This is a genomic window from Enterobacter sp. UPMP2060, assembly GCF_053709655.1.
This window is the reverse complement of sequence record NZ_JBSKJQ010000005.1, coordinates 66,373-88,792: the sequence shown is the minus strand read 5'-3', so window position 1 is coordinate 88,792 and position 22,420 is coordinate 66,373. Positions and strand designations below refer to the sequence as shown.

Here is a 22,420-nt window from a genome sequence, read left to right as displayed (position 1 = left end):
CTTAACGGCTCCTGTTTAAGTTAAGACTTGGTTTGTTCTGACTGGCCAGCGGCCGAAGCTTGTTGTTTATCGTCAGATTTCACTTCCTGTGCTTTAACCTGCGCGCCAGGACGAACTTTTTGCAAACCAGTAACAATCACGCGATCGCCATCTTTCAGACCTTCCGTCACCAGCCATTTATCGCCAATCGCCTGGGTGGCGGTGATATTGCGCGTTTCGACTTTGTCATCAGCCCCAACAACCAGCGCGCTCGCATCGCCGCGTGGCGTACGGGTCACACCCTGCTGTGGAACCAGAAGTGCGGTTGGATTCGTTCCTTCTTCCAGACGCGCGCGAACGAACATACCTGGCAGCAGATTTTTGTCAGGGTTCGGGAAAATCGCACGTAAGGTGATGGAACCGGTGGTCTGGTCGACCGTCACGTCAGAGAATTCCAGGGTTCCTTCCTGCGGGAACTTGATACCGTCATTGGTAATCAGCTCCACTTTGGCTTTGCCGTTTTCCTGTTTCAGGGTGCCGTTAGCCAGCTCCTGTTTCAGGCGCAGGAAATCGTTGCTGGACTGCGTCACGTCAACGTAGATCGGATCAAGCTGCTGCACGGTTGCCAGCGCATTGGTCTGACCGTTCTGCACCAGCGCCCCTTCCGTGACGGAAGATTTACCAATACGACCGCTGATAGGGGAGGTCACTTTGGTATAGGCCAGGTTAATGCGCGCGGTTTCGACGGCCGCTTTGGCTGCCACCACGGCCGCGTTAGCCTGCTGTGCATCGGCCAGAGCGGTATCGTAATCCTGTTGGCTGATGTACTTGGTGCCGAGCAGCTTTTGGTAGCGGTTCAACGTCAGCTGAGCAATTTTGGCCGCGGCTTGTGCTTTCGCCAGGTCGCCTTTCGCACTTTCATAAGAGGCCTGATAGGTTGCTGGATCAATCTGATACAGAGACTCACCGGCTTTCACATCACCACCTTCGGTGAAGTTACGCTTCAGGATAATGCCGCTGACCTGAGGACGCACTTCCGCAATGCGGTAAGCATTGGTACGGCCTGGTAATTCGGTGGTGATTTGTAGAGGTTCAGATTTGAGCGTCACGACGCCTACTTCTGGCGCCTGCTGAGCTCCTTGTTGAGCTGGTTTGTCGTCACATCCTGTTAGCGCTAAGCTGCCTGAGAGCATCAGAACGACCGCCAGAGGCGTTAACCCTCTGTTTTTGTTCATATGTAAACCTCGAGTGTCCGATTTCAAATTGATCAAGGGTCCTGAGTCTAAAAACCCATTGCTGCGTTTATATTATCGTCATGCTATGGTACATACATTCACAAATGTATGTAAATCTGACTCCTGTAAATTCACCCACCTATGGCACGAAAAACTAAACAACAAGCGCTGGAAACCCGACAACACATTCTGGATGTGGCAATACGTTTGTTCTCGCAGCAGGGTGTTTCATCCACCTCGCTGGCGCAGATTGCTCAGGCTGCCGGTGTGACGCGAGGAGCGATTTACTGGCATTTTAAAGATAAGTCAGATCTGTTCAGTGAAATCTGGGAGCTTTCAGAGTCCAGCATTAGCGATCTCGAGAGTGAGTATCGGGCAAAATTCCCTGACGATCCACTCTCAGTATTGAGAGAAATATTAGTATATATCCTTGAAGCAACGGTAGTTGAAGAACGTCGCAGATTAATGATGGAGATTATTTTTCATAAATGCGAGTTCGTGGGCGAGATGGCGGTGGTGCAGCAGGCGCAACGCAGCCTTAGCCTGGAGAGCTATGATCGTATTGAACAGAATCTGAACCTGTGTATGCAGGCAAAACTCTTACCGGCCAATCTCTTGACCCGACGGGCGGCAATCCTGATGCGCAGCTACATTTCAGGTCTGATGGAAAACTGGCTTTTCTCGCCGCAATCCTTTGACCTCAAAGAGGAAGCCCGCAGCTACGTGGCGATTTTACTGGAAATGCTACAGCTCTGCCCCACGCTGCGCAGCGACGCGCCTTCGCTAACGGCCTGATCCCTTTCCAGGATTTATCTCAGAGGATAACGTTCGCGCTATTCTGCTTTCAGCGAGCGTGATATTCTTCACGCCGGACTATTTTCGGTCATCTTCTGACATCATTCACAACTATGCTGCCCATCAATCGCTCGCAACATCCTGTTTTTGCATTGCTCTTTGCGATGCTGTTTTTCTTCGCCACGGCGCCGCTGACCTGGGCCCGCGCCGATAACAGCAATGATATTCCCTCGCGCAGCGATGTTCAGTCGCAGCTCGACACGCTGAACAAACAAAAAGATCTCTCCCCTCAGGAGAAACTCGTCCAGCAGGATCTGACGGAAACGCTGGAAACGCTGGATAAAATTGAACGCATCAAAGCGGAAACCGTCCAGCTTCGTCAGAAGGTGGCGCAGGCGCCTGAAAACATGCGTAAGGCCACCGACGCGCTGAATGCCCTCAGCGATGTGGATAACGACGACGAGACGCGCAAGACGCTCTCGACGCTCTCTTTACGCCAGCTGGAGTCCCGCGTCGCGCAACTGCTCGACGACCTGCAAACCGCGCAGTCGGATCTCGCAACCTATAACAGCCAGCTTGTCTCGCTGCAGACCCAGCCCGAGCGCGTGCAAAACGCGATGTACGCCGCGTCTCAGCAGCTGCAGCAGATCCGCAACCGTCTGAACGGCACGACGGTCGGCGAAGGCACGCTGCGCCCGACGCAGCAAACCCTGCTGCTGGTTCAGCAGACCTTGCTCAATGCACAGATTGAACAGCAGCGTAAAAGCCTGGAAGGGAATACGGTGCTGCAGGACACGCTTCAGAAACAGCGTGATTACGTCACCGCGAATATTAACCGCCTGGAACACCAGCTTCAGCTGTTGCAGGAGGCGGTAAACAGCAAACGCCTGACCCTGACGGAAAAAACCGCCCAGGAGGCCGTATCGCCTGACGAAACCGCCCGCATTCAGGCGAATCCGCTGGTGAAACAGGAGCTCGAGGCCAACCACCAGCTTAGCCAGCGCCTGATACTGGCGACGGAAAACGGCAACTCGCTGGTTCAGCAAAATATCAAAGTGAAGAACTGGCTGGATCGCGCGCTGCAGGCTGAGCGCAACATCAAAGAGCAGATTGCGGTCCTGAAGGGCAGCCTCCTGCTGTCGCGTATTCTCTACCAGCAGCAGCAGACGCTCCCGTCCGCCGATGAGCTGGAGGACATGACCAACCGCATTGCGGATTTACGTCTGGAACAGTTTGACGTCAACCAGCAGCGCGATGCCCTTTTCCAGAGCGATGCCTTTGTCGCCAAAATTGAAGAGGGGCATTCCAGCGACGTGAACCCGGAAGTGCACGACGCGCTGCTCCAGGTCGTCGATATGCGTCGCGAGCTGCTGGACCAGCTCAACAAACAGCTGGGCAACCAGCTGATGATGGCCATTAACCTGCAAATCAACCAGCAGCAGCTGGTGAGCGTCTCGAAAAGTCTGCAGGAGATCCTGACCCAGCAGATTTTCTGGGTGAACAGCAACAAACCGATGGACTGGGACTGGATTAAATCCTTCCCGGAGACGCTGAAAACGCAGATTAAGAGCATGAAGATCACCGTGAACTGGGAGAAAGCCTGGCCCGCGGTGACGATTGCCCTGCTGGCTGGATTACCGCTGCTGCTGATTGCCGGCCTGATCCGCTGGCGTCTGGGCTGGCTGAAAAAATACCAGGCGAAGCTGGCCTCCGAAGTGGGTCAGCTGCGCAACGATAGCCAGCTCCATACGCCAAAAGCGATTCTGATCGATCTCATCCGCGCCCTGCCGGTATGTCTGATTATTCTGGCCGTGGGCCTGATTCTGCTCACCATGCAGCTCAACGTCAGCGATCTGCTGTGGGCGTTCAGTAAAAAACTGGCGCTGTTCTGGCTGGTCTTTGGCGTGTGCTGGAAGGTGCTGGAAAAAGACGGCGTGGCGGTGCGTCATTTCAACATGCCTGCGCAGCTGACCAGCCACTGGCGTCGTCAGATTGTGCGCATCAGCCTGGCGCTCCTGCCGCTGCACTTCTGGTCGGTTGTCTCTGAGCTTTCTCCGCTGCACCTGATGGATGACGTGCTGGGCCAGCTGGTTATCCTGCTGAACCTGCTGCTGATCGCGATCCTGATGTGGCCGATGTGCCGCGACAGCTGGCGTGATAAAGAGTCCCACAATATTCGCCTGGCCACCGTGACGGTGCTGGCGATCATTCCGCTGGCGCTAATGGTGCTGACGGCAACGGGCTACTTCTATACCACGCTGCGCCTGTCCGGGCGCTGGATTGAAACGGTCTATCTGGTGATCGTCTGGAACCTGCTCTATCAGACCGTGCTGCGCGGCCTGAGCGTGGCGGCTCGCCGCATTGCCTATCGCCGTGCTATCGCGCGTCGTCAGCATCAGGTGAAAGAGGGGGCCGAAGGCGCGGAGCCGCAGGAAGAGCCGACCATCGCCCTGGAGCAGGTTAACCAGCAGACGCTGCGCATCACCATGCTGGTGATGATCGCCCTGTTTGCGGTGATGTTCTGGGCCATCTGGTCCGATCTTATTACCGTTTTCGCCTATCTCGACAGTATTACCCTCTGGCAATACAACGGTACCGAAGCGGGCGCGGCGGTCATGAAAAGCGTGACCATGGGCAGTCTGCTGTTTGCGCTGGTGTCGTCGGTGGTGGCCTGGGCGCTAATTCGCAACCTGCCAGGCCTGCTCGAAGTGCTGCTCCTGTCACGTCTGAATCTCCGCCAGGGGGCGTCCTACGCCATTACCACGATCCTCAACTACGTGATCATTATTGTTGGGGCGATGACGGTCTTCGGCTCGCTTGGCGTCTCGTGGGATAAACTGCAGTGGCTGGCGGCCGCCCTCTCGGTCGGTCTTGGTTTTGGCCTGCAGGAGATCTTCGGTAACTTCGTGTCCGGCCTGATCATCCTGTTCGAACGTCCGGTACGAATCGGCGATACCGTTACCATCGGCACCTTCTCCGGTACGGTCAGCAAGATCCGTATTCGTGCCACCACCATCACCGACTTCGATCGCAAAGAGGTGATCATCCCGAACAAAGCGTTCGTGACCGAGCGTCTGATCAACTGGTCGCTCTCCGATACGGTGACGCGCGTGGTGATCCGCCTGGGCGTAGCCTATGGATCGGATCTGGAGAAGGTGAAAGAGGTGCTGCTCAAGGCGGCGTCAGAACACCCGAAAGTGATGCACGATCCGGCTCCGGCGGTCTTCTTCACCACCTTTGGGCCGAGCACGCTGGATCACGAGCTGCGTTTATACGTGCGCGAGCTGCGTGACCGCAGCTACACGGTGGATGAGCTTAACCGCTCTATCGATCGTCTGTGCCGTGAAAACGATATTAATATCGCCTTCAACCAGCTCGAGGTTCACCTGCGCAACGAGAAAGGTGATGAGCATACGGAAGTGAAGCGCGACATTAAGGGTGACGATCCTACACCTGCTTAATCTATTTTCTCTCAGCCCTCAGGGGCGAGGGAACGATTTTCCCCCTCTCCCTCAGGGAGAGGGCTGGGGTGAGGGTAATTTACCTTCAAAATCCCGCCGCACAATCTCCAGCGCCTTAAGCACCGTCTCGGCGGGGATCTCATGATTCTCCAGCAGCATAATCAAATCGACGGCCAGCTTGACCTCATCGGGTGCATTTTCCAGTGACATGGGTGTGGCTCCTGTTAACGGGTCAAACGTTCAATGACGCGCTCAATCTCGTCCCGCGCCTGACGGCAGCGGACGATACGTCCTTCCAGCGCGCTAATCTCGCGCATCAATAGCTGCTGCTCTTCCAGCGTCTCGCTGTTGTTTAGCCGCGTCTCGCGCTCGCGCTTCATCTCAAAGAGCCGGCGCTCAAACTCCTGGTTCTCCAGCCGCTTGCGCTGCCATTTACCGAGCCCCGGCGAGGCGCTGTCCCAGGCGCGCAGCGGCCAGGCGGCGATTTCGCGATGCAGAGCGGTGATCTGCTCTGTGAGATGCTCTGCGAGCCACGCCACCTGTTCCTGCTGTTCACTCTCAACCGCATGGCGAAGCTCGTCGAGGTTGGTCTGCGCTTCCGCCAGGTAATCCTGAATGACGGTGCTGCGGGTACGAAAAAGCTGCCGGTCAAAGCGCGGTTTCAGCGTGGCGTGGCCCATCAGCGGTGTAGCCTGCTCCCGCAGAGCACTAAGCTGATTTTGCAGCCTCTCAAGAAGCAGTGCTGTTTTCAAGGCGCTCTCCAGTGGTAAAGTAGCCGTTCAGTTTGATAACGATTCGCATTATGAAGCGTACTATTTTAATCATCATTGGCTGGCTCGCGGTAGTGCTTGGCACGCTGGGTGTGTTTTTACCCTTGCTGCCGACCACCCCGTTTATCCTGCTCGCGGCCTGGTGCTTCGCCCGCTCGTCGCCGCGTTTTCACCAATGGCTGCTCTATCGCTCATGGTTTGGCGGCTATCTGCGGCACTGGCAAAAACACCGGGCCATGCCGCCCGGCGCGAAGCCGCGCGCGATCGCGGTGATCCTCATCACCTTCGCTATTTCATTATGGCTGGTGAAAATGATGTGGGTACGTATTCTGCTGCTGGCGATCCTCTCCTGCCTGCTTTTCTTCATGTGGCGGATCCCCGTGGTTGATGAAAAGCAACAAAAGCACTGAAGCCTCATCATGGCTGTTGCAATTATCACGCGCAGCCAGTAAATTCGACCGTTTTCGAGCACAGGTGCGCCTGGTCAAAGGTTAAACAATTGTTGCCTTGGCCGACTCGTTGCGCGCTGTGAGTAACACTGTTTCATTTAGGCAAAACCGATGACCGCAACTGCACAGCAGCTTGAATATCTGAAAAACAGCATCAAAAGCATCCAGGACTATCCAAAGCCTGGCATTCTTTTCCGTGATGTCACCAGCTTGCTGGAAGACCCGAAAGCGTACGCGCTCAGCATTGAACTGCTGGTCGAGCGTTATAAAAACGCCGGGATCACCAAAGTAGTAGGTACCGAAGCCCGTGGCTTCCTGTTTGGCGCACCGGTTGCGCTGGCAATAGGCGTGGGTTTTGTGCCGGTGCGTAAGCCGCGCAAACTGCCGCGTGAAACCATTGCTGAGAGCTATGAGCTGGAGTACGGCACCGATCAGCTGGAGATCCACGTTGATGCGATCAAGCCTGGCGACAAAGTGCTGGTGGTGGACGACCTGCTGGCAACCGGCGGTACCATTGAAGCGACCGTGAAATTGATCCGTCGTCTGGGTGGTGAAGTGACCGACGCGGCATTCATCATCAACCTGTTCGATCTCGGCGGTGAACAGCGCCTGGAAAAACAGGGCATCACCAGCTACAGCCTGGTGCCTTTCCCGGGTCATTAATCCCGGTTTTCACAACCTCGCTCAATGAGTGAGGTTGTGATAGCATTCCCCTCCATAAATTCACCTTCCAGCGTTGCAGAGCCTGCCCATGAGTTATCAGGTGTTAGCCCGTAAATGGCGACCACAAACCTTTGCTGACGTTGTCGGTCAGGAACATGTGCTGACGGCCCTGGCGAACGGCTTGTCGCTAGGTCGCATCCATCACGCCTATCTTTTCTCCGGCACCCGCGGCGTCGGTAAGACCTCTATTGCCCGTTTGCTGGCAAAAGGTCTCAACTGCGAAACCGGGATCACCGCCACGCCGTGCGGCGTATGTGATAACTGCCGGGAGATCGAGCAGGGGCGTTTTGTCGATCTGATCGAGATCGACGCCGCCTCGCGTACCAAAGTGGAAGATACCCGCGATCTGCTCGATAACGTGCAGTACGCCCCGGCGCGTGGCCGCTTCAAGGTCTACCTGATCGATGAAGTGCACATGCTGTCGCGCCACAGCTTCAACGCCCTGCTGAAAACGCTGGAAGAGCCGCCCGCGCACGTGAAGTTCCTGCTGGCGACCACCGATCCGCAAAAGCTGCCGGTCACGATCCTGTCGCGCTGCCTGCAGTTCCATCTGAAGGCGCTGGACGTTGAGCAGATCCGCGCGCAGCTTGAGCACATTCTTGATGAAGAGAAGATCGTTCACGAGCCGCGCGCCCTGCAGCTGCTGGCACGCGCGGCGGACGGCAGCCTGCGTGATGCGCTCAGCCTGACCGACCAGGCCATTGCCAGCGGTGACGGCAAGCTCTCCACCGAGGCGGTCAGCACCATGCTCGGCACGCTGGATGACGATCAGGCGCTGTCGCTTATCGAGGCGATGATCGCTGCCAACGGCGAACGCGTGATGTCGCAGGTGAACGCGGCCGCTGCCCGGGGTATCGAATGGGAAGGGCTGCTGGTTGAGATGCTCAGCCTGCTGCACCGCGTGGCGATGCTGCAGCTTTCTCCGTCCGCCATCGGTGCGGATATGGCCGCCATTGAACAGCGGATGCGTGAGCTTGCCCGCACCGTGCCGCCTGCCGACGTGCAGCTGTACTATCAGACGCTGCTGATTGGCCGCAAAGAGCTACCGTTCGCGCCGGATCCACGAATGGGCGTTGAAATGACGCTGCTGCGCGCGCTGGCGTTCCACCCGCGCATGCCATTGCCGGAGCCGGAAGCGCCGCGGCAGTCTTTCGCGCCGGTCGCCCCTACGGCGGTGATGTCGCCGCAGCAGGTGCCACCGCAGCCGACACCGCCGCCGCCGCAAAACGTGCCGCTGTCGGATGCCACCAGTTCGGTGCTTGCCGCACGCAGCCAGCTGCAGCGTGCGCAGGGAGTAACCAAACCAAAAAAGAGTGAACCGGCAGCGCCAGGAAGAGCGCGGCCGGTGAACAACGCCGCGCTTGAACGACTGGCCTCGGTAACGGAGCGCGTACAGTCGCGTCCGGCACCGTCCGCGCTCGAGCAGAAAGCCCCGGTGAAAGAAGAGGCTTACCGCTGGAAGGCAACCACCATCACCGAAGAGGTGAAGGAAGAGGTCGCCACGCCGAAAGCGCTGAAAAAGGCGCTGGAGCATGAGAAAACGCCGGAGCTTTCCGCGAAGCTTGCCGAAGAGTCCATTGCGCGCGACGCCTGGGCCGCCGAGGTCAGCAAACTCCAGCTGCCGAAGCTGGTCGAGCAGGTCGCGCTGAATGCCTGGAAAGAGCAGGACGGTAATCAGGTGCGTTTACACCTGCGTCCGGGCCAGCGGCACCTCAATTCCCCTGGCGCGCAAAAGGCGCTGGCCGAGGCGCTCACCGCATTACAGGGTGCGCCGGTTGAATTGACTATCATTGAAGATGATAATCCGGCAGTGAAAACGCCGCTCGAGTGGCGTCAGGCCATTTATGAAGAAAAGCTCGCGCAGGCGCGCGAGGCGATTATTGCGGATAACAACATTCAGACCCTGCGCCGGTTCTTCGACGCCGATCTGGATGAAGAGAGTATTCGCCCCATTTGATCGTGAGTCTGACTTACGGTTGTAATCCTTAAACGTGAAAGAAGAGAGAAGCCTATGTTTGGTGGAAAAGGCGGTCTGGGTGGCCTGATGAAGCAGGCTCAGCAGATGCAGGAAAAAATGCAGAAGATGCAGGAAGAGATCGCTCAGCTGGAAGTCACGGGTGAGTCCGGTGCCGGTCTGGTCAAAGTGACCATCAACGGTGCGCACAACTGCCGTCGCGTGGAAATCGACCCGAGCCTGCTCGAAGACGACAAAGAGATGCTGGAAGATCTGGTTGCAGCCGCGTTTAACGATGCCGCTCGCCGTATCGACGAAACTCAGAAAGAGAAAATGGCCTCTGTTTCCAGCGGTATGCAGCTTCCGCCTGGCTTCAAGATGCCATTCTGATGCAAACCAGTCCGCTGCTCACGCAGTTAATGGAAGCACTGCGCTGCCTGCCGGGCGTTGGCCCGAAGTCGGCGCAGCGCATGGCGTTTACGCTATTGCAGCGCGACCGCAGCGGCGGGATGCGCCTGGCGCAGGCTTTAACCCGCGCCATGTCAGAAATTGGTCACTGTGCGGATTGCCGCACCTTTACCGAGCAGGACGTGTGTAACATCTGTACGAACTCGCGTCGTCAGGAAAACGGTCAGATTTGCGTGGTGGAGAGTCCGGCGGACATCTACGCCATCGAACAAACCGGGCAGTTTTCCGGTCGCTACTTCGTGCTGATGGGGCATCTCTCCCCGCTGGACGGCATTGGCCCGGATGATATCGGTCTTGACCGCCTTGAACAGCGTCTTGAGTCCGAAACCATCAAAGAGGTGATCCTCGCCACCAACCCGACGGTGGAAGGGGAGGCAACCGCCAACTACATTGCCGAACTGTGCTCGCAGTACGGCGTTGACGCCAGCCGCATCGCCCACGGCGTGCCGGTGGGCGGCGAGCTGGAAATGGTCGACGGCACCACGCTGTCGCACTCTCTGGCAGGGCGTCACAAGATTATTTTCTGACCAAACGGAGGCTGCGCGCGCGGCCTCCGCTTGAAAATTTCCCCCCTTATCCCCATCTCTCACTCAACGTTTTAAAACCCCATTAAATGGCATTGTTGAGGTCGACATAGATGAAAGGACAAGAAACCCGTGGTTTCCAGTCAGAAGTAAAACAGCTTCTGCACCTGATGATCCATTCCCTGTATTCCAACAAAGAAATTTTCCTGCGTGAGCTGATTTCCAACGCCTCGGACGCGGCGGACAAGCTGCGCTTCCGCGCGCTGTCTAACCCGGACCTGTACGAAGGCGACGGCGAGCTGCGCGTGCGCGTCTCGTTCAATAAAGAGAACCGCACCCTGACCATCGCCGATAACGGCATCGGGATGAACCGCGACGAGGTGATCGACCACCTCGGCACCATCGCCAAATCCGGCACCAAAGCGTTCCTTGAGTCCATGGGCTCTGACCAGGCGAAAGACAGTCAGCTTATCGGCCAGTTCGGCGTGGGCTTCTACTCGGCGTTTATCGTGGCCGACAAAGTTACCGTCCGTACCCGTGCTGCAGGCGACAGCGCCGAGAACGGCGTGCTGTGGGAGTCCAAAGGGGAAGGCGAATACACCGTTGATGACATCACCAAAGCGGATCGCGGCACCGAAATCACCCTGCACCTGCGCGAAGGGGAAGACGATTTCCTGAACGACTGGCGCGTGCGCTCCATCATCAGCAAATATTCCGATCACATCGCCCTGCCGGTAGAGATTGAAAAACAGGAAGAGAAAGACGGTGAAACCGTGGTGTCCTGGGAGAAGATCAACAAGGCGCAGGCGCTGTGGACGCGCAATAAGTCTGAAATTAAAGACGACGAATACAACGAGTTCTACAAGCACATCGCCCACGACTTTACCGACCCGCTGACCTGGAGCCACAACCGTGTGGAAGGTAAGCAGGAGTACACCAGCCTGCTGTACATCCCGGCACAGGCGCCGTGGGACATGTGGAACCGCGATCACAAGCACGGCCTGAAGCTGTACGTGCAGCGCGTATTCATCATGGACGACGCCGAGCAGTTCATGCCGAACTACCTGCGCTTCGTGCGTGGTCTGATCGATTCTAACGATCTGCCGCTGAACGTCTCCCGTGAGATCCTTCAGGACAGCACCGTCACCCGTAACCTGCGCAACGCCCTGACCAAACGTGCGCTGCAGATGCTGGAAAAACTGGCGAAAGACGATGCGGAAAAATATCAGACCTTCTGGAAACAGTTTGGCCTGGTGCTGAAAGAAGGCCCGGCAGAAGACACCGCGAACGTTGAAACGATCGCCAAACTGCTGCGTTTCGCCTCTACGCACACCGACTCCTCCGCGCAGACCGTGTCGCTGGAAGAGTACGTCTCCCGCATGAAAGAAGGGCAGGAGAAGATCTACTACATCACCGCCGACAGCTACGCGGCGGCGAAGAGCAGCCCGCACCTGGAGCTGCTGCGTAAGAAAGGCATCGAAGTGCTGCTGCTTTCTGACCGCATCGACGAGTGGATGATGAACTACCTGACCGAGTTCGACGGTAAGGCGTTCCAGTCCGTAGCCAAGGCCGACGAGTCCATCGACAAGCTGGCGGATGAAGTGGACGAAAGCGCGAAAGAAGCCGAGAAGGCGCTGGAGCCGTTCGTTGAGCGCGTGAAAACCCTGCTGGGCGATCGCGTGAAAGAGGTGCGCTTCACGCACCGTCTGACCGATACTCCGGCGATTGTCACCACCGATGCGGACGAAATGAGCACCCAGATGGCGAAACTGTTCGCGGCGGCGGGCCAGGCGATGCCGGAAGTGAAATATATCTTTGAGCTTAATCCGGATCATCCACTGGTGAAACGCGCGGCGGATACCCAGGACGACGCCCGCTTTGCCGAGTGGGTTGAACTGCTGCTGGATCAGTCCCTGCTGGCCGAGCGCGGCACGCTGGAAGATCCTAACCTGTTCATTAAACGTGTGAATGCGCTACTGCTGGCGTAATTAAACACCTGCCCCTCACCCTAACCCTCTCCCCAAAGGGGAGAGGGTGTTCAAATTCCCTCTCCCCTTTGGGGAGAGGGTTAGGGTGAGGGGAAACAACCGCACTAATGCAAATAATCTCCCCCCGTTAACCGTTTCAGCCTTCCCGCCTTCCTTGAGCGATGCCCGTTCTGGTGGTATTGTTTAGCGCTTTTGAAAAATTGAAACGACTTTTGAGGGGATTTTCGCAATGCGTATTATTCTGCTTGGCGCTCCGGGCGCGGGTAAAGGAACTCAGGCTCAGTTCATCATGGAGAAATACGGTATTCCGCAAATCTCCACCGGTGACATGCTGCGCGCCGCTGTTAAATCTGGCTCCGAGCTGGGTAAACAAGCGAAAGACATCATGGACGCAGGCAAGCTGGTGACCGACGAGCTGGTTATTGCTCTGGTCAAAGAGCGCATTGCGCAGGAAGACTGCCGTAACGGTTTCCTGCTGGACGGCTTCCCACGCACCATTCCTCAGGCTGACGCCATGAAAGAAGCGGGCATCAACGTGGATTACGTTCTGGAGTTCGACGTACCGGACGAGCTGATCGTTGACCGTATCGTTGGCCGTCGCGTACACGCTGCTTCTGGCCGCGTTTACCACATCAAATTCAACCCGCCTAAGGTTGAAGGCAAAGACGACGTGACCGGCCAAGAGCTGACTACACGTAAAGACGATCAGGAAGAGACCGTGCGTAAACGCCTGGTGGAATACCATCAGATGACCGCGCCGCTGATCGGCTACTACACCAAAGAAGCGCAGGCGGGTAACACCAAATACGCCAAAGTTGACGGCACCAAAGCCGTGGCTGACGTACGTGCAGAGCTGGAAAAAATCCTCGGCTAATCGCGCGCCTCTCACCCGGGCTCCCGGGTGAGAAATATTCTCATCTTACCTATTACAGCAATGGGTTTCGTTTAAACGCATTTCCGCTACAATTGACAACCTATCAAATGGTTAAGAGGCGTGAATGAGTCAGGCGAAAACCGGCATCCTGCTTGCCAATCTGGGCACTCCAGAAGCACCTACATCAGACGCGGTAAAACGCTACCTGCGACAATTTTTAAGCGACACGCGCGTCGTGGATTTCCCGAGACTGCTGTGGTGGCCGCTGCTGCGTGGCGTCATTCTGCCGATTCGTTCTCCGCGCGTCGCCAAACTCTATCAGTCCGTCTGGATGGAAGAGGGCTCGCCGCTGATGGTATACAGCCGTCGTCAGGAAAAAGCGCTGGCCGCCCGTCTGCCGGATATGCCCGTCGCGCTTGGCATGAGCTACGGAAAACCGTCCCTGCAAAGCGCGGTGGAATCACTGCTGGCGCAGGGCGTGGACCATATCGTCGTGCTGGCGCTCTACCCGCAGTACTCCTGCTCGACGGTGGCCGCCGTCTGGGACGAGCTGGCCCGCATTCTGGCGACCCGCCGCCGCATTCCGGGCGTGACCTTTATTCGCGACTACGCGGATAACGATCTCTACATCCAGGCGCTTGCCAACAGCGCGCGCGCGTCGTTTGAAAAGCACGGCGAGCCGGATCTGCTGCTGCTCTCCTATCACGGGATCCCGCAGCGTTTCGCCAATGAAGGGGATGATTATCCGCAGCGCTGCCGCGATACCACGCGCGAGCTGGTTTCCGCCCTTGGCCTGCCGCCGGAGAAGGTGATGATGACCTTCCAGTCGCGCTTCGGTCGCGAGCCGTGGCTGACGCCGTACACCGATGAAACCCTCAAAATGCTGGGTGAGAAGGGCGTAAAGCACATTCAGGTGATGTCGCCGGGCTTCTCGGCTGACTGTCTGGAAACGCTGGAGGAGATCGCGGTGCAAAACCGGGAATTTTTCCTTGAGGCTGGCGGCGAAAAGTACGAGTACATTCCGGCGCTTAACGACTCGCCTGAGCATATCGACATGATGGTCTCGCTGGTAACGAACAGCCGCTGATCGCACTCCGGGCCGGGTTTGTGCTACCATTCCCGGCCCATATTCTTCGTACAGTTCAGACCATGAAATTTCCCGGTAAACGCAAATCCAAACACTACTTCCCCGTCGATGCCCGCGACCCGCTCCTGCAGCAAATCCAGCCAGAAAACGAAACCAGCGCGGCATGGGTCGTCGGTATCGATCAGACGCTGGTGGACATTGAAGCGAAAGTGGATGATGCGTTTGTCGCCCGTTACGGTCTGAGCGCCGGTCACTCGCTGGTGATTGAGGACGACGTTGCCGAAGCGCTGTATCAGGAGCTGGTGCGCGAAAACCTGATTACCCATCAGTTCGCCGGTGGCACCATCGGCAATACCATGCATAACTACTCCGTGCTGGCCGACGACCGCTCGGTGCTGCTCGGCGTGATGTGCAGCAATATCGAAATCGGTGGCTATGCCTACCGCTATCTCTGCAACACCTCCAGCCGTACCGATCTGAACTACCTTCAGGGCGTCGACGGGCCTATTGGCCGCTGCTTTACGCTGATTAGCGATTCCGGCGAGCGTACTTTTGCCATCAGCCCGGGTCATATGAACAAGCTGCGCGCCGAGAGTATTCCGGAAGAGGTGATCGCGGGCGCCTCGGCGCTGGTGCTGACTTCCTATCTGGTGCGCTGTAAGCCGGGCGAGCCGATGCCGGAAGCGACCATGAAAGCGATCGAGTACGCGAAGAAATACAACGTGCCGGTCGTTCTGACGCTGGGCACAAAATTCGTTATCGCCGATAACCCGGAGTGGTGGCAGGCGTTCCTGAAAGAGCACGTCTCGATTCTGGCGATGAACGAAGAAGAGGCCGAAGCGCTGACCGGCGAAAGCGATCCGCTGCTGGCGTCTGACAAAGCGCTGGACTGGGTGGATCTGGTGCTCTGTACCGCCGGCCCGGTTGGGCTGTACATGGCGGGCTTCACGGAAGAAGAGAGCAAGCGCAAAACCCAGCACCCGCTGCTGCCCGGTGCGATTGCCGAGTTCAACCAGTACGAGTTCAGCCGCGGCATGCGCTACAAAGATTGCGTGAATCCGCTGCGAATCTACTCTCATATCGCGCCGTATATGGGCGGGCCGGAGAAGATCATGAACACCAACGGTGCGGGCGACGGCGCGCTGGCCGCACTGCTGCACGACATCACCGCTAATGCCTACCATAAAACCAACGTGCCGAACTCCAGCAAGCACAAGTTCAGCTGGCTGACCTATTCCTCGCTGGCACAGGTGTGTAAATATGCCAACCGCGTGAGCTATCAGGTACTGAACCAGCACTCCCCGCGCTTAACGCGTGGGCTGCCGGAACGTGAAGACAGCCTCGAAGAGGCTTACTGGGACAGGTAAAAGCAAAACGGCAACCCTGGTTGCCGTTTTTAGTGTTTGTTCCCTCTCCCTGTGGGAGAGGGCCAGGGTGAGGGCATCAGGCCGCACAAGGTAAAAGCAAAACGGCAACCTGTGGTTGCCGTTTTTAGTGTTCGTTCCCTCTCCCTGTGGGAGAGGGTCAGGGTGAGGGCATCAGGCCGCACCAAACTTACCCCGTCACCCCTTCTTCAACCGGCGGATTCTCCAGCAGCGTCAGCATCGTATTCGCAATCTCGCGCTCGCCCATCACCACCTTATTCGCCCCGCGCTCGGTAATGTACTCGACCTCGTCGTCATAGTGCGCCCGGGCGATAATCTCAATCGTTGGGCACTTCTCGCGCGCGGAGGCCACAATCTCGCCCGCTTCATAGCCGTTCGGGATGGTCAGCAGCAGCCAGCGCGCACAGTCCAGGTGCGCCAGATTCATGATCTCTTCGTTTGCCGCATTGCCCAGCACCGCACGAATGCCGCGCTCGCGCAGCTCGTCGACGCGAGTGCGTGAGGTCTCAATCACCACCAGCGGAATGCCCTGCGCCATCAGCTTCTCACCGAGCAGGCTGCCCACGCGGCCAAAGCCGACCAGCAGGGCGTGATTGCAAATATCGACCGGGATCTGCTTCTCTTCTTCGATGGCCTCTTCGAGCGTCTGTTCTTCCAGCGTTTCGGTTTTATCGAGGTATTTTTCCAGCAGGGCAAACAGTACCGGGTTCAGCATAATCGACAGAATCGCCCCCGCCAGCACCAGGTTTTGCCCCGCCTGCGGCAGCAGGTTCAGGGCCATGCCCAGACCGGCCAGAATAAAGGCGAACTCACCGATCTGCGCCAGGCTGGCGGCGATGGTCAACGCCGTGCGCGGGGAGTGACCGAACATCCGCACCAGGAAGAAGGCGGCAAGCGACTTACCAAAGATGATGATCGCCAGCGTGCCCAGCACGGCCAGCGGCTGGTGAATCAGGACCATCGGGTCAAACAGCATCCCGACGGAGACGAAGAACAGCACGGCGAAGGCATCGCGCAGCGGCAGAGTGTCATGCGCCGCGCGGTGGCTCAGCTCGGACTCGTTCAGCACCATCCCGGCGAAGAACGCGCCCAGGGCAAAGGAGACGTCAAACAGCTCTACGGCACCAAAAGCGATACCCAGCGCCAGCGCCAGCACGGAGAGGGTGAACAGCTCGCGGGAGCCGGTTGCCGCGCTGCGGGACATGATCCACGGCACCAGACGGCGTCCCACCAGCATCATGATGGCGATAAATGCCACCACCTTACCGATGGTGATACTCATATCCAGCGCCAGCGAGGCAAAGCCGACGTTGTCTTTTTCCATCATCCCTGCGACGGCTGGCAGCAGCACCAGCGTCAGGACCATCACCAGGTCTTCAACAATCAGCCAGCCTATCGCGATTTGCCCGCGCTGGCTGTCTATCAGCTGTCTCTCTTCAAGCGCGCGCAGCAGCACCACGGTACTGGCGGTTGAGAGACACAGTCCAAATACGATGCCGGTCATTAACGACCAGCCCAGTACCGCCGAAAGCGCCATCCCCAGTAGCGTCGCCACCCCAATCTGGGCGATCGCTCCCGGTATGGCGATCGACTTTACCGCCATCAGATCCTTCAGGGAGAAGTGCAGGCCGACGCCAAACATCAGCAGAATCACGCCCAATTCCGCCAGCTCAGGGGCCAGCTTGGTATCCGCCACGAAGCCTGGCGTAAACGGTCCCGCCAGTACACCCGCTAACAGATAGCCGACAAGAGGAGAAATACGCAGCTTATTGGCAATCATGCCGAGGATAAAAGCGAGCACAAGTCCACCAACAATGGTGGTGATAAGCGGTGTGGCGTGGTGCATTCCGTCTCCTTTCGTTGTGGGTGTTCCTTTTTGGCGAAAACCAAAAAACCGAGTAATAGTTTATGACAATTTTTACCCTTATGTTTATGAATTATTGTTGAAGTTTGAATAAAACAGCAATATGCACGTAAAAAAGCGCGTTTTGATAAATTCAGCGAGGGGAAGAAGAAGAAACCCTTATGGCATCAGGGTATCAGGTAGCCAAAGTAAAACTTTGGCTACCCGTAATTTACGCTTTATGACGGTTATCAGGCAGGAATATGGTCAACATCCCAAGAAGTGGCAGGAAAGCGCAGATTTTATAAACCAGGAAGATGCTGGTGTGATCCGCCACCATCCCCAACACCGCCGCGCCAAGCCCGCCCATGCCGAAGGCGAAACCGAAAAAGAGCCCGGAAACCATACCGATACGGCCAGGCAGGAGCTCCTGGGCATAGACCAGAATGGCGGAAAACGCGGATGCGAGAATAAAACCAATGATCACGGTTAAAATCCCCGTCCATTCAAGGCTCGCGTACGGCAAAATAAGGGTAAACGGCGCCACGCCGAGGATAGAGCCCCAAATGACGTATTTACGCCCAATCTTATCACCCACAGGCCCGCCAATGACCGTGCCGGCCGCAACGGCGAACAGGAAGGCAAACAGGTGGATCTGCGCATTCTGTACCGATAATCCGAATTTTTGCATCAGATAAAAGGTGTAATAGCTGCTGATGCTCGCCATATAGAAGTATTTCGAAAAAATCAGTACCAGCAGCACGGAAACCGCCAGGATAACCTTATTGCGCGGAAGGGGATTGATAACCTTCGCTTTAGGTTTACCTTTATTCACGCGATGCTGAGCGGCATACCAGCGGCTGATCTGCGCCAGCACGATGATCGCCAGCAGCGCGGCCAGTACAAACCAGGCCACGTTGCCTTTACCGTAAGGGGCAATAATCACCGCGGCCAGCAGCGGGCCGAGAGAGCTACCAAAGTTACCGCCCACCTGGAAGAGAGACTGCGCCAGACCGTGACGGCCCCCTGAAGCCATACGCGCCACGCGCGAGGACTCCGGATGGAAGACGGACGATCCGGTGCCCACCAGCGCGGCGGCAACCAACACCGCTTCAAAACTCCCCGCCATGGCCAGCAGCACCAGCCCGCTTAAGGTAAAGCACATGCCGATCGGCAGCGACCACGGCATCGGGTATTTATCCGTCCAGTAGCCCACCACCGGCTGCAGCAGTGAGGAAGCCAGCTGGAAGGTCAGGGTGATCATCCCGATCTGCACGAACGTTAACGAAAACTCGGACTGCAGCAGCGGATAAATTGCCAGAATCAACGACTGAATCATGTCGTTGAGCAGGTGCGAGAGACTGATTGCGCCTAAGACTTTAAAGGAGGTGCGCGACGCCGGCGCGCCCGGAACGGGCTGGGTTGATTCACTGATTGCCATAGAGAGAAGTACCACGTTTTTCGTTATTAGAGATGCAGGGTGTAATTATTATCCGACTAACATACCCGTCCGGGACATTTGAAGAAAGTCGCAATTCTGAAAACTTATTTGTCTATTCTTGTTAGTCACTGTAATTTTTGCCTTTGTCTATTGGTCAGGGAGAGAGAAGATGAAGTTAATGAAGCGGGGCGTCGCGCTGGCGCTCATCGCCGCATGGGGCCTGGTAAGCCTGCCCGCGCAGGCGTATGAAAAAGACAAAACCTATAAAATCACCATTCTGCATACCAACGATCACCACGGTCATTTCTGGCGCAGCGAATACGGCGAATATGGCCTGTCGGCGCAAAAAACGCTGGTGGACGGCATTCGTAAAGAGGTGGCTGCCCAGGGCGGCAGCGTGCTGCTGCTGTCGGGTGGCGATATCAATACCGGCGTGCCGGAATCCGATTTACAGGACGCGGAACCTGATTTTCGCGGCATGAACCTGATTGGCTACGACGCGATGGCCGTGGGTAACCACGAGTTCGACAATCCGCTGACCGTGCTGCGTCAGCAGGAAAAATGGGCCAAATTCCCCTTCCTCTCCGCCAATATTTACCAGAAAAGCACCGGCGAACGCCTGTTTAAGCCGTGGGCGCTGTTTAAGCGCCAGGATCTGAAGATCGCGGTCATCGGCTTAACCACTGACGATACGGCGAAAATTGGTAACCCCGAGTTCTTTACAGATATCGAATTCCGCAAACCGGCAGACGAAGCGAAGCTGGTGATTCAGGAGCTGCAGCAAAACGAGAAGCCGGACGTGATTATCGCCACCACGCACATGGGGCACTACGACAACGGCGAGCACGGCTCTAACGCGCCCGGCGACGTGGAAATGGCGCGCAGCCTGCCCGCGGGCTCTCTGGCAATGATTGTGGGCGGTCACTCACAGGATCCGGTGTGTATGGCATCCGAGAACAAAAAGCAGGTGGACTACGTGCCGGGCACGCCGTGCGCGCCGGACCGTCAGAACGGTATCTGGATTGTTCAGGCGCACGAGTGGGGCAAATACGTCGGCCGGGCGGATTTCGAGTTCCGTAACGGCGAGATGAAGCTGGTCCATTATCAGCTCATCCCGGTCAACCTGAAGAAGAAAGTCACCTACCCGGACGGGAAAAGCGAGCGTGTACTCTACACGCCGGAGATCGCTGAAAACCAGCAGATGCTCTCCCTGCTGACGCCGTTCCAGAACAAGGGCAAGGCGCAGCTGGACGTGAAAATCGGCACGCTGAACGGTCGTCTGGAGGGGGACCGCAGTAAAGTTCGCTTCGTGCAGACCAACATGGGCCACCTGGTGCTGGCGGCGCAAATGGCGCGCACCGGCGCTGACTTCGGCGTGATGAGCGGCGGCGGTATTCGTGATTCCATCGAGGGCGGAAACATTACCTATAAAGACGTCCTGAAGGTGCAGCCGTTCGGCAACGTGGTGGTTTATGCCGATATGAGCGGGAAAGAGGTGATTGACTACCTGACCGCCGTGGCGCAGATGAAGCCGGATTCCGGGGCCTATCCGCAGTTTGCCAACGTCAGCTTTGTGGCGAAAGACGGCAAGCTTAACGACCTGAAGATCAAAGGCGAACCGGTTGATCCGGCCAAAACGTACCGTCTGGCGACGTTAAGCTTTAACGCCACCGGCGGCGACGGCTATCCGCATATTGATAACAAACCGGGATACGTGAATACCGGCTTTATCGATGCGGAAGTGCTGAAGCAGTTTATCGAGCAGAATTCGCCGATTGACGTGAATGCCTACGAACCGAAAGGTGAGGTGAGCTGGCAGTAGTGGTGTGCGGCCTGATGCCCTCACCCCAACCCTCTCCCACCGGGAGAGGGCGCGAACACAAAAAACGGTAACGCCTGTTACCGTTTTGCTTTTACCTCGCAGCCGCCACCGGGCAATTTTCTCAATCCCGGCGCGCAATATCCGCAAACTTCGCGTCCAGCATTTTCGCCAGATCGCCCGCCGCCAGCTCGATATCCAGCCCGCGTTTGCCGCCGGATATAAAGATGGTTTCAAACTCCTGTGAAGGGGCATCAATCAGCGTCGGCAGGCGTTTTTTCTGCCCGAGCGGACTGATCCCGCCCACCAGATAGCCCGTGGTGCGTTGCGCCACCATCGGATCCGCCATATCCACCTTCTTCGCCCCCAGGGCTTTGGCGACTTTCTTCAGATCAAGCTGTCCCGCCACAGGGGTAACCGCGACGGCGAGGTGTTTCATATCGCCATTCACCGCCACCAGCAGCGTTTTATAAACCTGGTCAGCATTCAGCCCCAGCTTGCGCACCACTTCATCACCAAAGTTAGTCTCATTCGGATCGTGATCGTAAGTGTGGATCCGGAAAGAAATGTTGTTTTTTTCGAGTAATTTAACGGCGGGAGTCATAGCTATCCTTCTTACGACAGACAAATCATGCCCACAGCATACGCCTGACGTTTGTCTAAAAAATAGCACCATCTTGCGCAATAGTATTGGCAGTGATGGTCACTTTGAGCGACAATCGGCTCAACCGAAGGTCTCCTTCGGCATAATAAAAACGATGAAATTCCTCTTTGACGGGCCAATAGAAATATTGGCCATTTTTTTATTTCAACAGTGACGGCAAATTCCCTTCTCCGTACAAATGTAACGCCCCAACCGCCACCACGTAATGCCCCGCGGGCAAAGCATGCAGCGTCTGCCGCCAGGCTTTGTTGCGCGCATTCATCAGCACATCATACAGCGATTCGCTGAACGTCGAGGGCAATGCCAGCTTACCGTCCTCAGGCGGCGCGTCCAGCCACCAGCCAATCATGGTCTGCAGCAGGCGCGCGTTGGTGTGCCAGTGGGTCAACGTATCATCCAGCAGCATCAGGCCGTCGTCGGGAAGCTGGCGCAGAAGCGCAATCTGGCTGTCCGTCCCTTCCAGCTCGATGATGGGCAGGCTGTGCGCCCTTGCCGCGTTCAGCAGCTGGTAATCAATGCCGTAGTCACCGCGCAGTCCCAGACGCTGCGCCTGCGTAGCCTGCAGCACCATCGCAATTTGCCAGAGCGGCAGGGTGTCAATCATGGAGAGCGACACGCCGGTTTCATCCGCGACGCGCGTCAGTTCCGCAAGCCGGGGATCATCCAGACGTTCCGCCAGAGTGAGAGCGCTTTCCAGCCCGACAAACGGCGACTCCTGACCCGAAATGTCCGCCTCAACGACCAGCGCGTCGGCGCGTTTCAGCAGTTTAATCAGCCCGGGTGGCAGGGGAGACATATCCTGCGTACCCATATGAATACTGCCGACCAGATGCAGGTGCTGCCCGCCGGGGAGAGAGATATCCAGACCGGGCCAGGCATAACGGCGAGGAAAGAGGGCGCGAAACGATGCTTTTATACGATTAAACAGACCCATACGCGCTCCATGAATGGAAAGGTTCAT

The 22,420-nt window shown here is 57.0% G+C and carries 18 protein-coding genes, 1 pseudogene and 1 other annotated feature; of the genes and pseudogenes, 12 read left to right on the top strand and 7 right to left on the bottom strand.

All coding sequences use genetic code 11. The annotated features are described in order from the left end of the window. Positions 1–20: 20 nt before the first annotated feature. Positions 21–1,214 (bottom strand): multidrug efflux RND transporter periplasmic adaptor subunit AcrA, encoded by a 1,194-nt coding sequence (gene acrA / locus ACWKXN_RS12740; protein ID WP_029741963.1) that lies wholly within the window; start codon positions 1,212–1,214, stop codon positions 21–23. A 141-nt stretch (positions 1,215–1,355) separates the two neighbouring features. Between acrA and acrR the strand changes: the two genes are divergently transcribed. Next, positions 1,356–2,009 (top strand): multidrug efflux transporter transcriptional repressor AcrR, encoded by a 654-nt coding sequence (acrR, locus tag ACWKXN_RS12735; RefSeq protein WP_033144791.1) that lies wholly within the window; start codon positions 1,356–1,358, stop codon positions 2,007–2,009. Between the two features lie 113 nt (positions 2,010–2,122). Next, the gene (gene mscK, locus ACWKXN_RS12730) at positions 2,123–5,470 is read left to right on the top strand and encodes a mechanosensitive channel MscK (RefSeq protein ID WP_096149980.1); all 3,348 of its coding nucleotides are present in this window, start codon (positions 2,123–2,125) and stop codon (positions 5,468–5,470) included. A gap of 11 nt (positions 5,471–5,481) precedes the next feature. Here the strand turns inward: mscK and rsmS are convergent. Together rsmS and priC are read right to left on the bottom strand one after the other, a co-directional pair. Then, positions 5,482–5,680, bottom strand: a pseudogene (gene rsmS, locus ACWKXN_RS12725) (pleiotropic regulatory protein RsmS). 14 nt (positions 5,681–5,694) lie between these two features. Beyond that, a complete protein-coding gene (gene priC, locus ACWKXN_RS12720; protein ID WP_047061255.1) occupies positions 5,695–6,222 on the bottom strand; it encodes a primosomal replication protein N'' in 528 nt (175 codons plus the stop codon). A 50-nt stretch (positions 6,223–6,272) separates the two neighbouring features. Here priC and ACWKXN_RS12715 point away from each other — a divergent pair, with 50 nt between their 5' ends. From ACWKXN_RS12715 to ACWKXN_RS12675, 9 genes are all read left to right on the top strand, one after another. Further along, a complete protein-coding gene (locus ACWKXN_RS12715; RefSeq protein ID WP_454543874.1) occupies positions 6,273–6,650 on the top strand; it encodes a DUF454 family protein in 378 nt (125 codons plus the stop codon). Positions 6,651–6,800: 150 nt separating this feature from the next. After that, entirely contained in the window at positions 6,801–7,352 is a 552-nt protein-coding gene (gene apt, locus ACWKXN_RS12710) for an adenine phosphoribosyltransferase (protein ID WP_104949238.1), read from the top strand. An 88-nt stretch (positions 7,353–7,440) separates the two neighbouring features. Continuing rightward, positions 7,441–9,369: a DNA polymerase III subunit gamma/tau gene (gene dnaX / locus ACWKXN_RS12705; protein WP_334753612.1), complete on the top strand. Its 1,929-nt coding sequence runs from the start codon at positions 7,441–7,443 to the stop codon at positions 9,367–9,369. Next, positions 8,699–8,763 (top strand) — a sequence feature (DnaX frameshifting element). Its footprint overlaps the gene before it by 65 nt. 54 nt (positions 9,370–9,423) lie before the next feature. Beyond that, positions 9,424–9,756, top strand: a complete 333-nt coding sequence (locus ACWKXN_RS12700; protein ID WP_003858972.1) for a YbaB/EbfC family nucleoid-associated protein — start codon at positions 9,424–9,426, stop codon at positions 9,754–9,756. Continuing rightward, entirely contained in the window at positions 9,756–10,361 is a 606-nt protein-coding gene (recR, locus tag ACWKXN_RS12695) for a recombination mediator RecR (RefSeq protein WP_454543873.1), read from the top strand. Before ACWKXN_RS12700 ends, recR begins: the two co-directional genes overlap by 1 nt. 110 nt (positions 10,362–10,471) lie before the next feature. Continuing rightward, positions 10,472–12,346, top strand: a complete 1,875-nt coding sequence (gene htpG, locus ACWKXN_RS12690) for a molecular chaperone HtpG (RefSeq protein WP_133550901.1) — start codon at positions 10,472–10,474, stop codon at positions 12,344–12,346. A 229-nt stretch (positions 12,347–12,575) separates the two neighbouring features. Further along, positions 12,576–13,220 carry an adenylate kinase gene (gene adk / locus ACWKXN_RS12685; RefSeq protein WP_454543872.1) on the top strand — a complete coding sequence of 215 codons (645 nt, stop codon included), beginning with the start codon at positions 12,576–12,578 and terminating at the stop codon, positions 13,218–13,220. Between the two features lie 124 nt (positions 13,221–13,344). Next, on the top strand, positions 13,345–14,307 hold the full coding sequence (gene hemH / locus ACWKXN_RS12680) for a ferrochelatase (RefSeq protein ID WP_033144798.1): 963 nt from the start codon (positions 13,345–13,347) through the stop codon (positions 14,305–14,307). Positions 14,308–14,369: 62 nt separating this feature from the next. After that, positions 14,370–15,674: an inosine/guanosine kinase gene (locus tag ACWKXN_RS12675; RefSeq protein ID WP_029741032.1), complete on the top strand. Its 1,305-nt coding sequence runs from the start codon at positions 14,370–14,372 to the stop codon at positions 15,672–15,674. A gap of 187 nt (positions 15,675–15,861) precedes the next feature. Here ACWKXN_RS12675 and ybaL read toward each other — a convergent pair whose 3' ends face one another. Further along, complete coding sequence (gene ybaL / locus ACWKXN_RS12670; protein ID WP_087822111.1) at positions 15,862–17,538, bottom strand: YbaL family putative K(+) efflux transporter; 1,677 nt, start codon at positions 17,536–17,538, stop codon at positions 15,862–15,864. Positions 17,539–17,767: 229 nt separating this feature from the next. Further along, a complete protein-coding gene (locus ACWKXN_RS12665) occupies positions 17,768–18,976 on the bottom strand; it encodes an MFS transporter (protein WP_064673428.1) in 1,209 nt (402 codons plus the stop codon). Between the two features lie 169 nt (positions 18,977–19,145). Between ACWKXN_RS12665 and ushA the strand changes: the two genes are divergently transcribed. Beyond that, positions 19,146–20,798 carry a bifunctional UDP-sugar hydrolase/5'-nucleotidase UshA gene (gene ushA, locus ACWKXN_RS12660; protein WP_023310614.1) on the top strand — a complete coding sequence of 551 codons (1,653 nt, stop codon included), beginning with the start codon at positions 19,146–19,148 and terminating at the stop codon, positions 20,796–20,798. Positions 20,799–20,919: 121 nt separating this feature from the next. Here the strand turns inward: ushA and ybaK are convergent, their stop codons facing one another. Next, positions 20,920–21,399 carry a Cys-tRNA(Pro)/Cys-tRNA(Cys) deacylase YbaK gene (gene ybaK, locus ACWKXN_RS12655; protein ID WP_023310615.1) on the bottom strand — a complete coding sequence of 160 codons (480 nt, stop codon included), beginning with the start codon at positions 21,397–21,399 and terminating at the stop codon, positions 20,920–20,922. A 199-nt stretch (positions 21,400–21,598) separates the two neighbouring features. Continuing rightward, positions 21,599–22,393, bottom strand: a complete 795-nt coding sequence (locus ACWKXN_RS12650) for a TraB/GumN family protein (RefSeq protein WP_454543871.1) — start codon at positions 22,391–22,393, stop codon at positions 21,599–21,601. Between the last annotated feature and the right edge of the window lie 27 nt (positions 22,394–22,420).

Coding starts and splice junctions, on each gene's coding strand:
- acrA (WP_029741963.1), bottom strand. CDS start 1,214: ATGAACAAAAACAGAGGGTTAACGCCTCTGGCGGTCGTTCTGATGCTC.
- acrR (WP_033144791.1), top strand. CDS start 1,356: ATGGCACGAAAAACTAAACAACAAGCGCTGGAAACCCGACAACACATT.
- mscK (WP_096149980.1), top strand. CDS start 2,123: ATGCTGCCCATCAATCGCTCGCAACATCCTGTTTTTGCATTGCTCTTT.
- ACWKXN_RS12715 (WP_454543874.1), top strand. CDS start 6,273: ATGAAGCGTACTATTTTAATCATCATTGGCTGGCTCGCGGTAGTGCTT.
- apt (WP_104949238.1), top strand. CDS start 6,801: ATGACCGCAACTGCACAGCAGCTTGAATATCTGAAAAACAGCATCAAA.
- dnaX (WP_334753612.1), top strand. CDS start 7,441: ATGAGTTATCAGGTGTTAGCCCGTAAATGGCGACCACAAACCTTTGCT.
- ACWKXN_RS12700 (WP_003858972.1), top strand. CDS start 9,424: ATGTTTGGTGGAAAAGGCGGTCTGGGTGGCCTGATGAAGCAGGCTCAG.
- recR (WP_454543873.1), top strand. CDS start 9,756: ATGCAAACCAGTCCGCTGCTCACGCAGTTAATGGAAGCACTGCGCTGC.
- htpG (WP_133550901.1), top strand. CDS start 10,472: ATGAAAGGACAAGAAACCCGTGGTTTCCAGTCAGAAGTAAAACAGCTT.
- adk (WP_454543872.1), top strand. CDS start 12,576: ATGCGTATTATTCTGCTTGGCGCTCCGGGCGCGGGTAAAGGAACTCAG.
- hemH (WP_033144798.1), top strand. CDS start 13,345: ATGAGTCAGGCGAAAACCGGCATCCTGCTTGCCAATCTGGGCACTCCA.
- ACWKXN_RS12675 (WP_029741032.1), top strand. CDS start 14,370: ATGAAATTTCCCGGTAAACGCAAATCCAAACACTACTTCCCCGTCGAT.
- ybaL (WP_087822111.1), bottom strand. CDS start 17,538: ATGCACCACGCCACACCGCTTATCACCACCATTGTTGGTGGACTTGTG.
- ACWKXN_RS12665 (WP_064673428.1), bottom strand. CDS start 18,976: ATGGCAATCAGTGAATCAACCCAGCCCGTTCCGGGCGCGCCGGCGTCG.
- ushA (WP_023310614.1), top strand. CDS start 19,146: ATGAAGTTAATGAAGCGGGGCGTCGCGCTGGCGCTCATCGCCGCATGG.
- ybaK (WP_023310615.1), bottom strand. CDS start 21,399: ATGACTCCCGCCGTTAAATTACTCGAAAAAAACAACATTTCTTTCCGG.
- ACWKXN_RS12650 (WP_454543871.1), bottom strand. CDS start 22,393: ATGGGTCTGTTTAATCGTATAAAAGCATCGTTTCGCGCCCTCTTTCCT.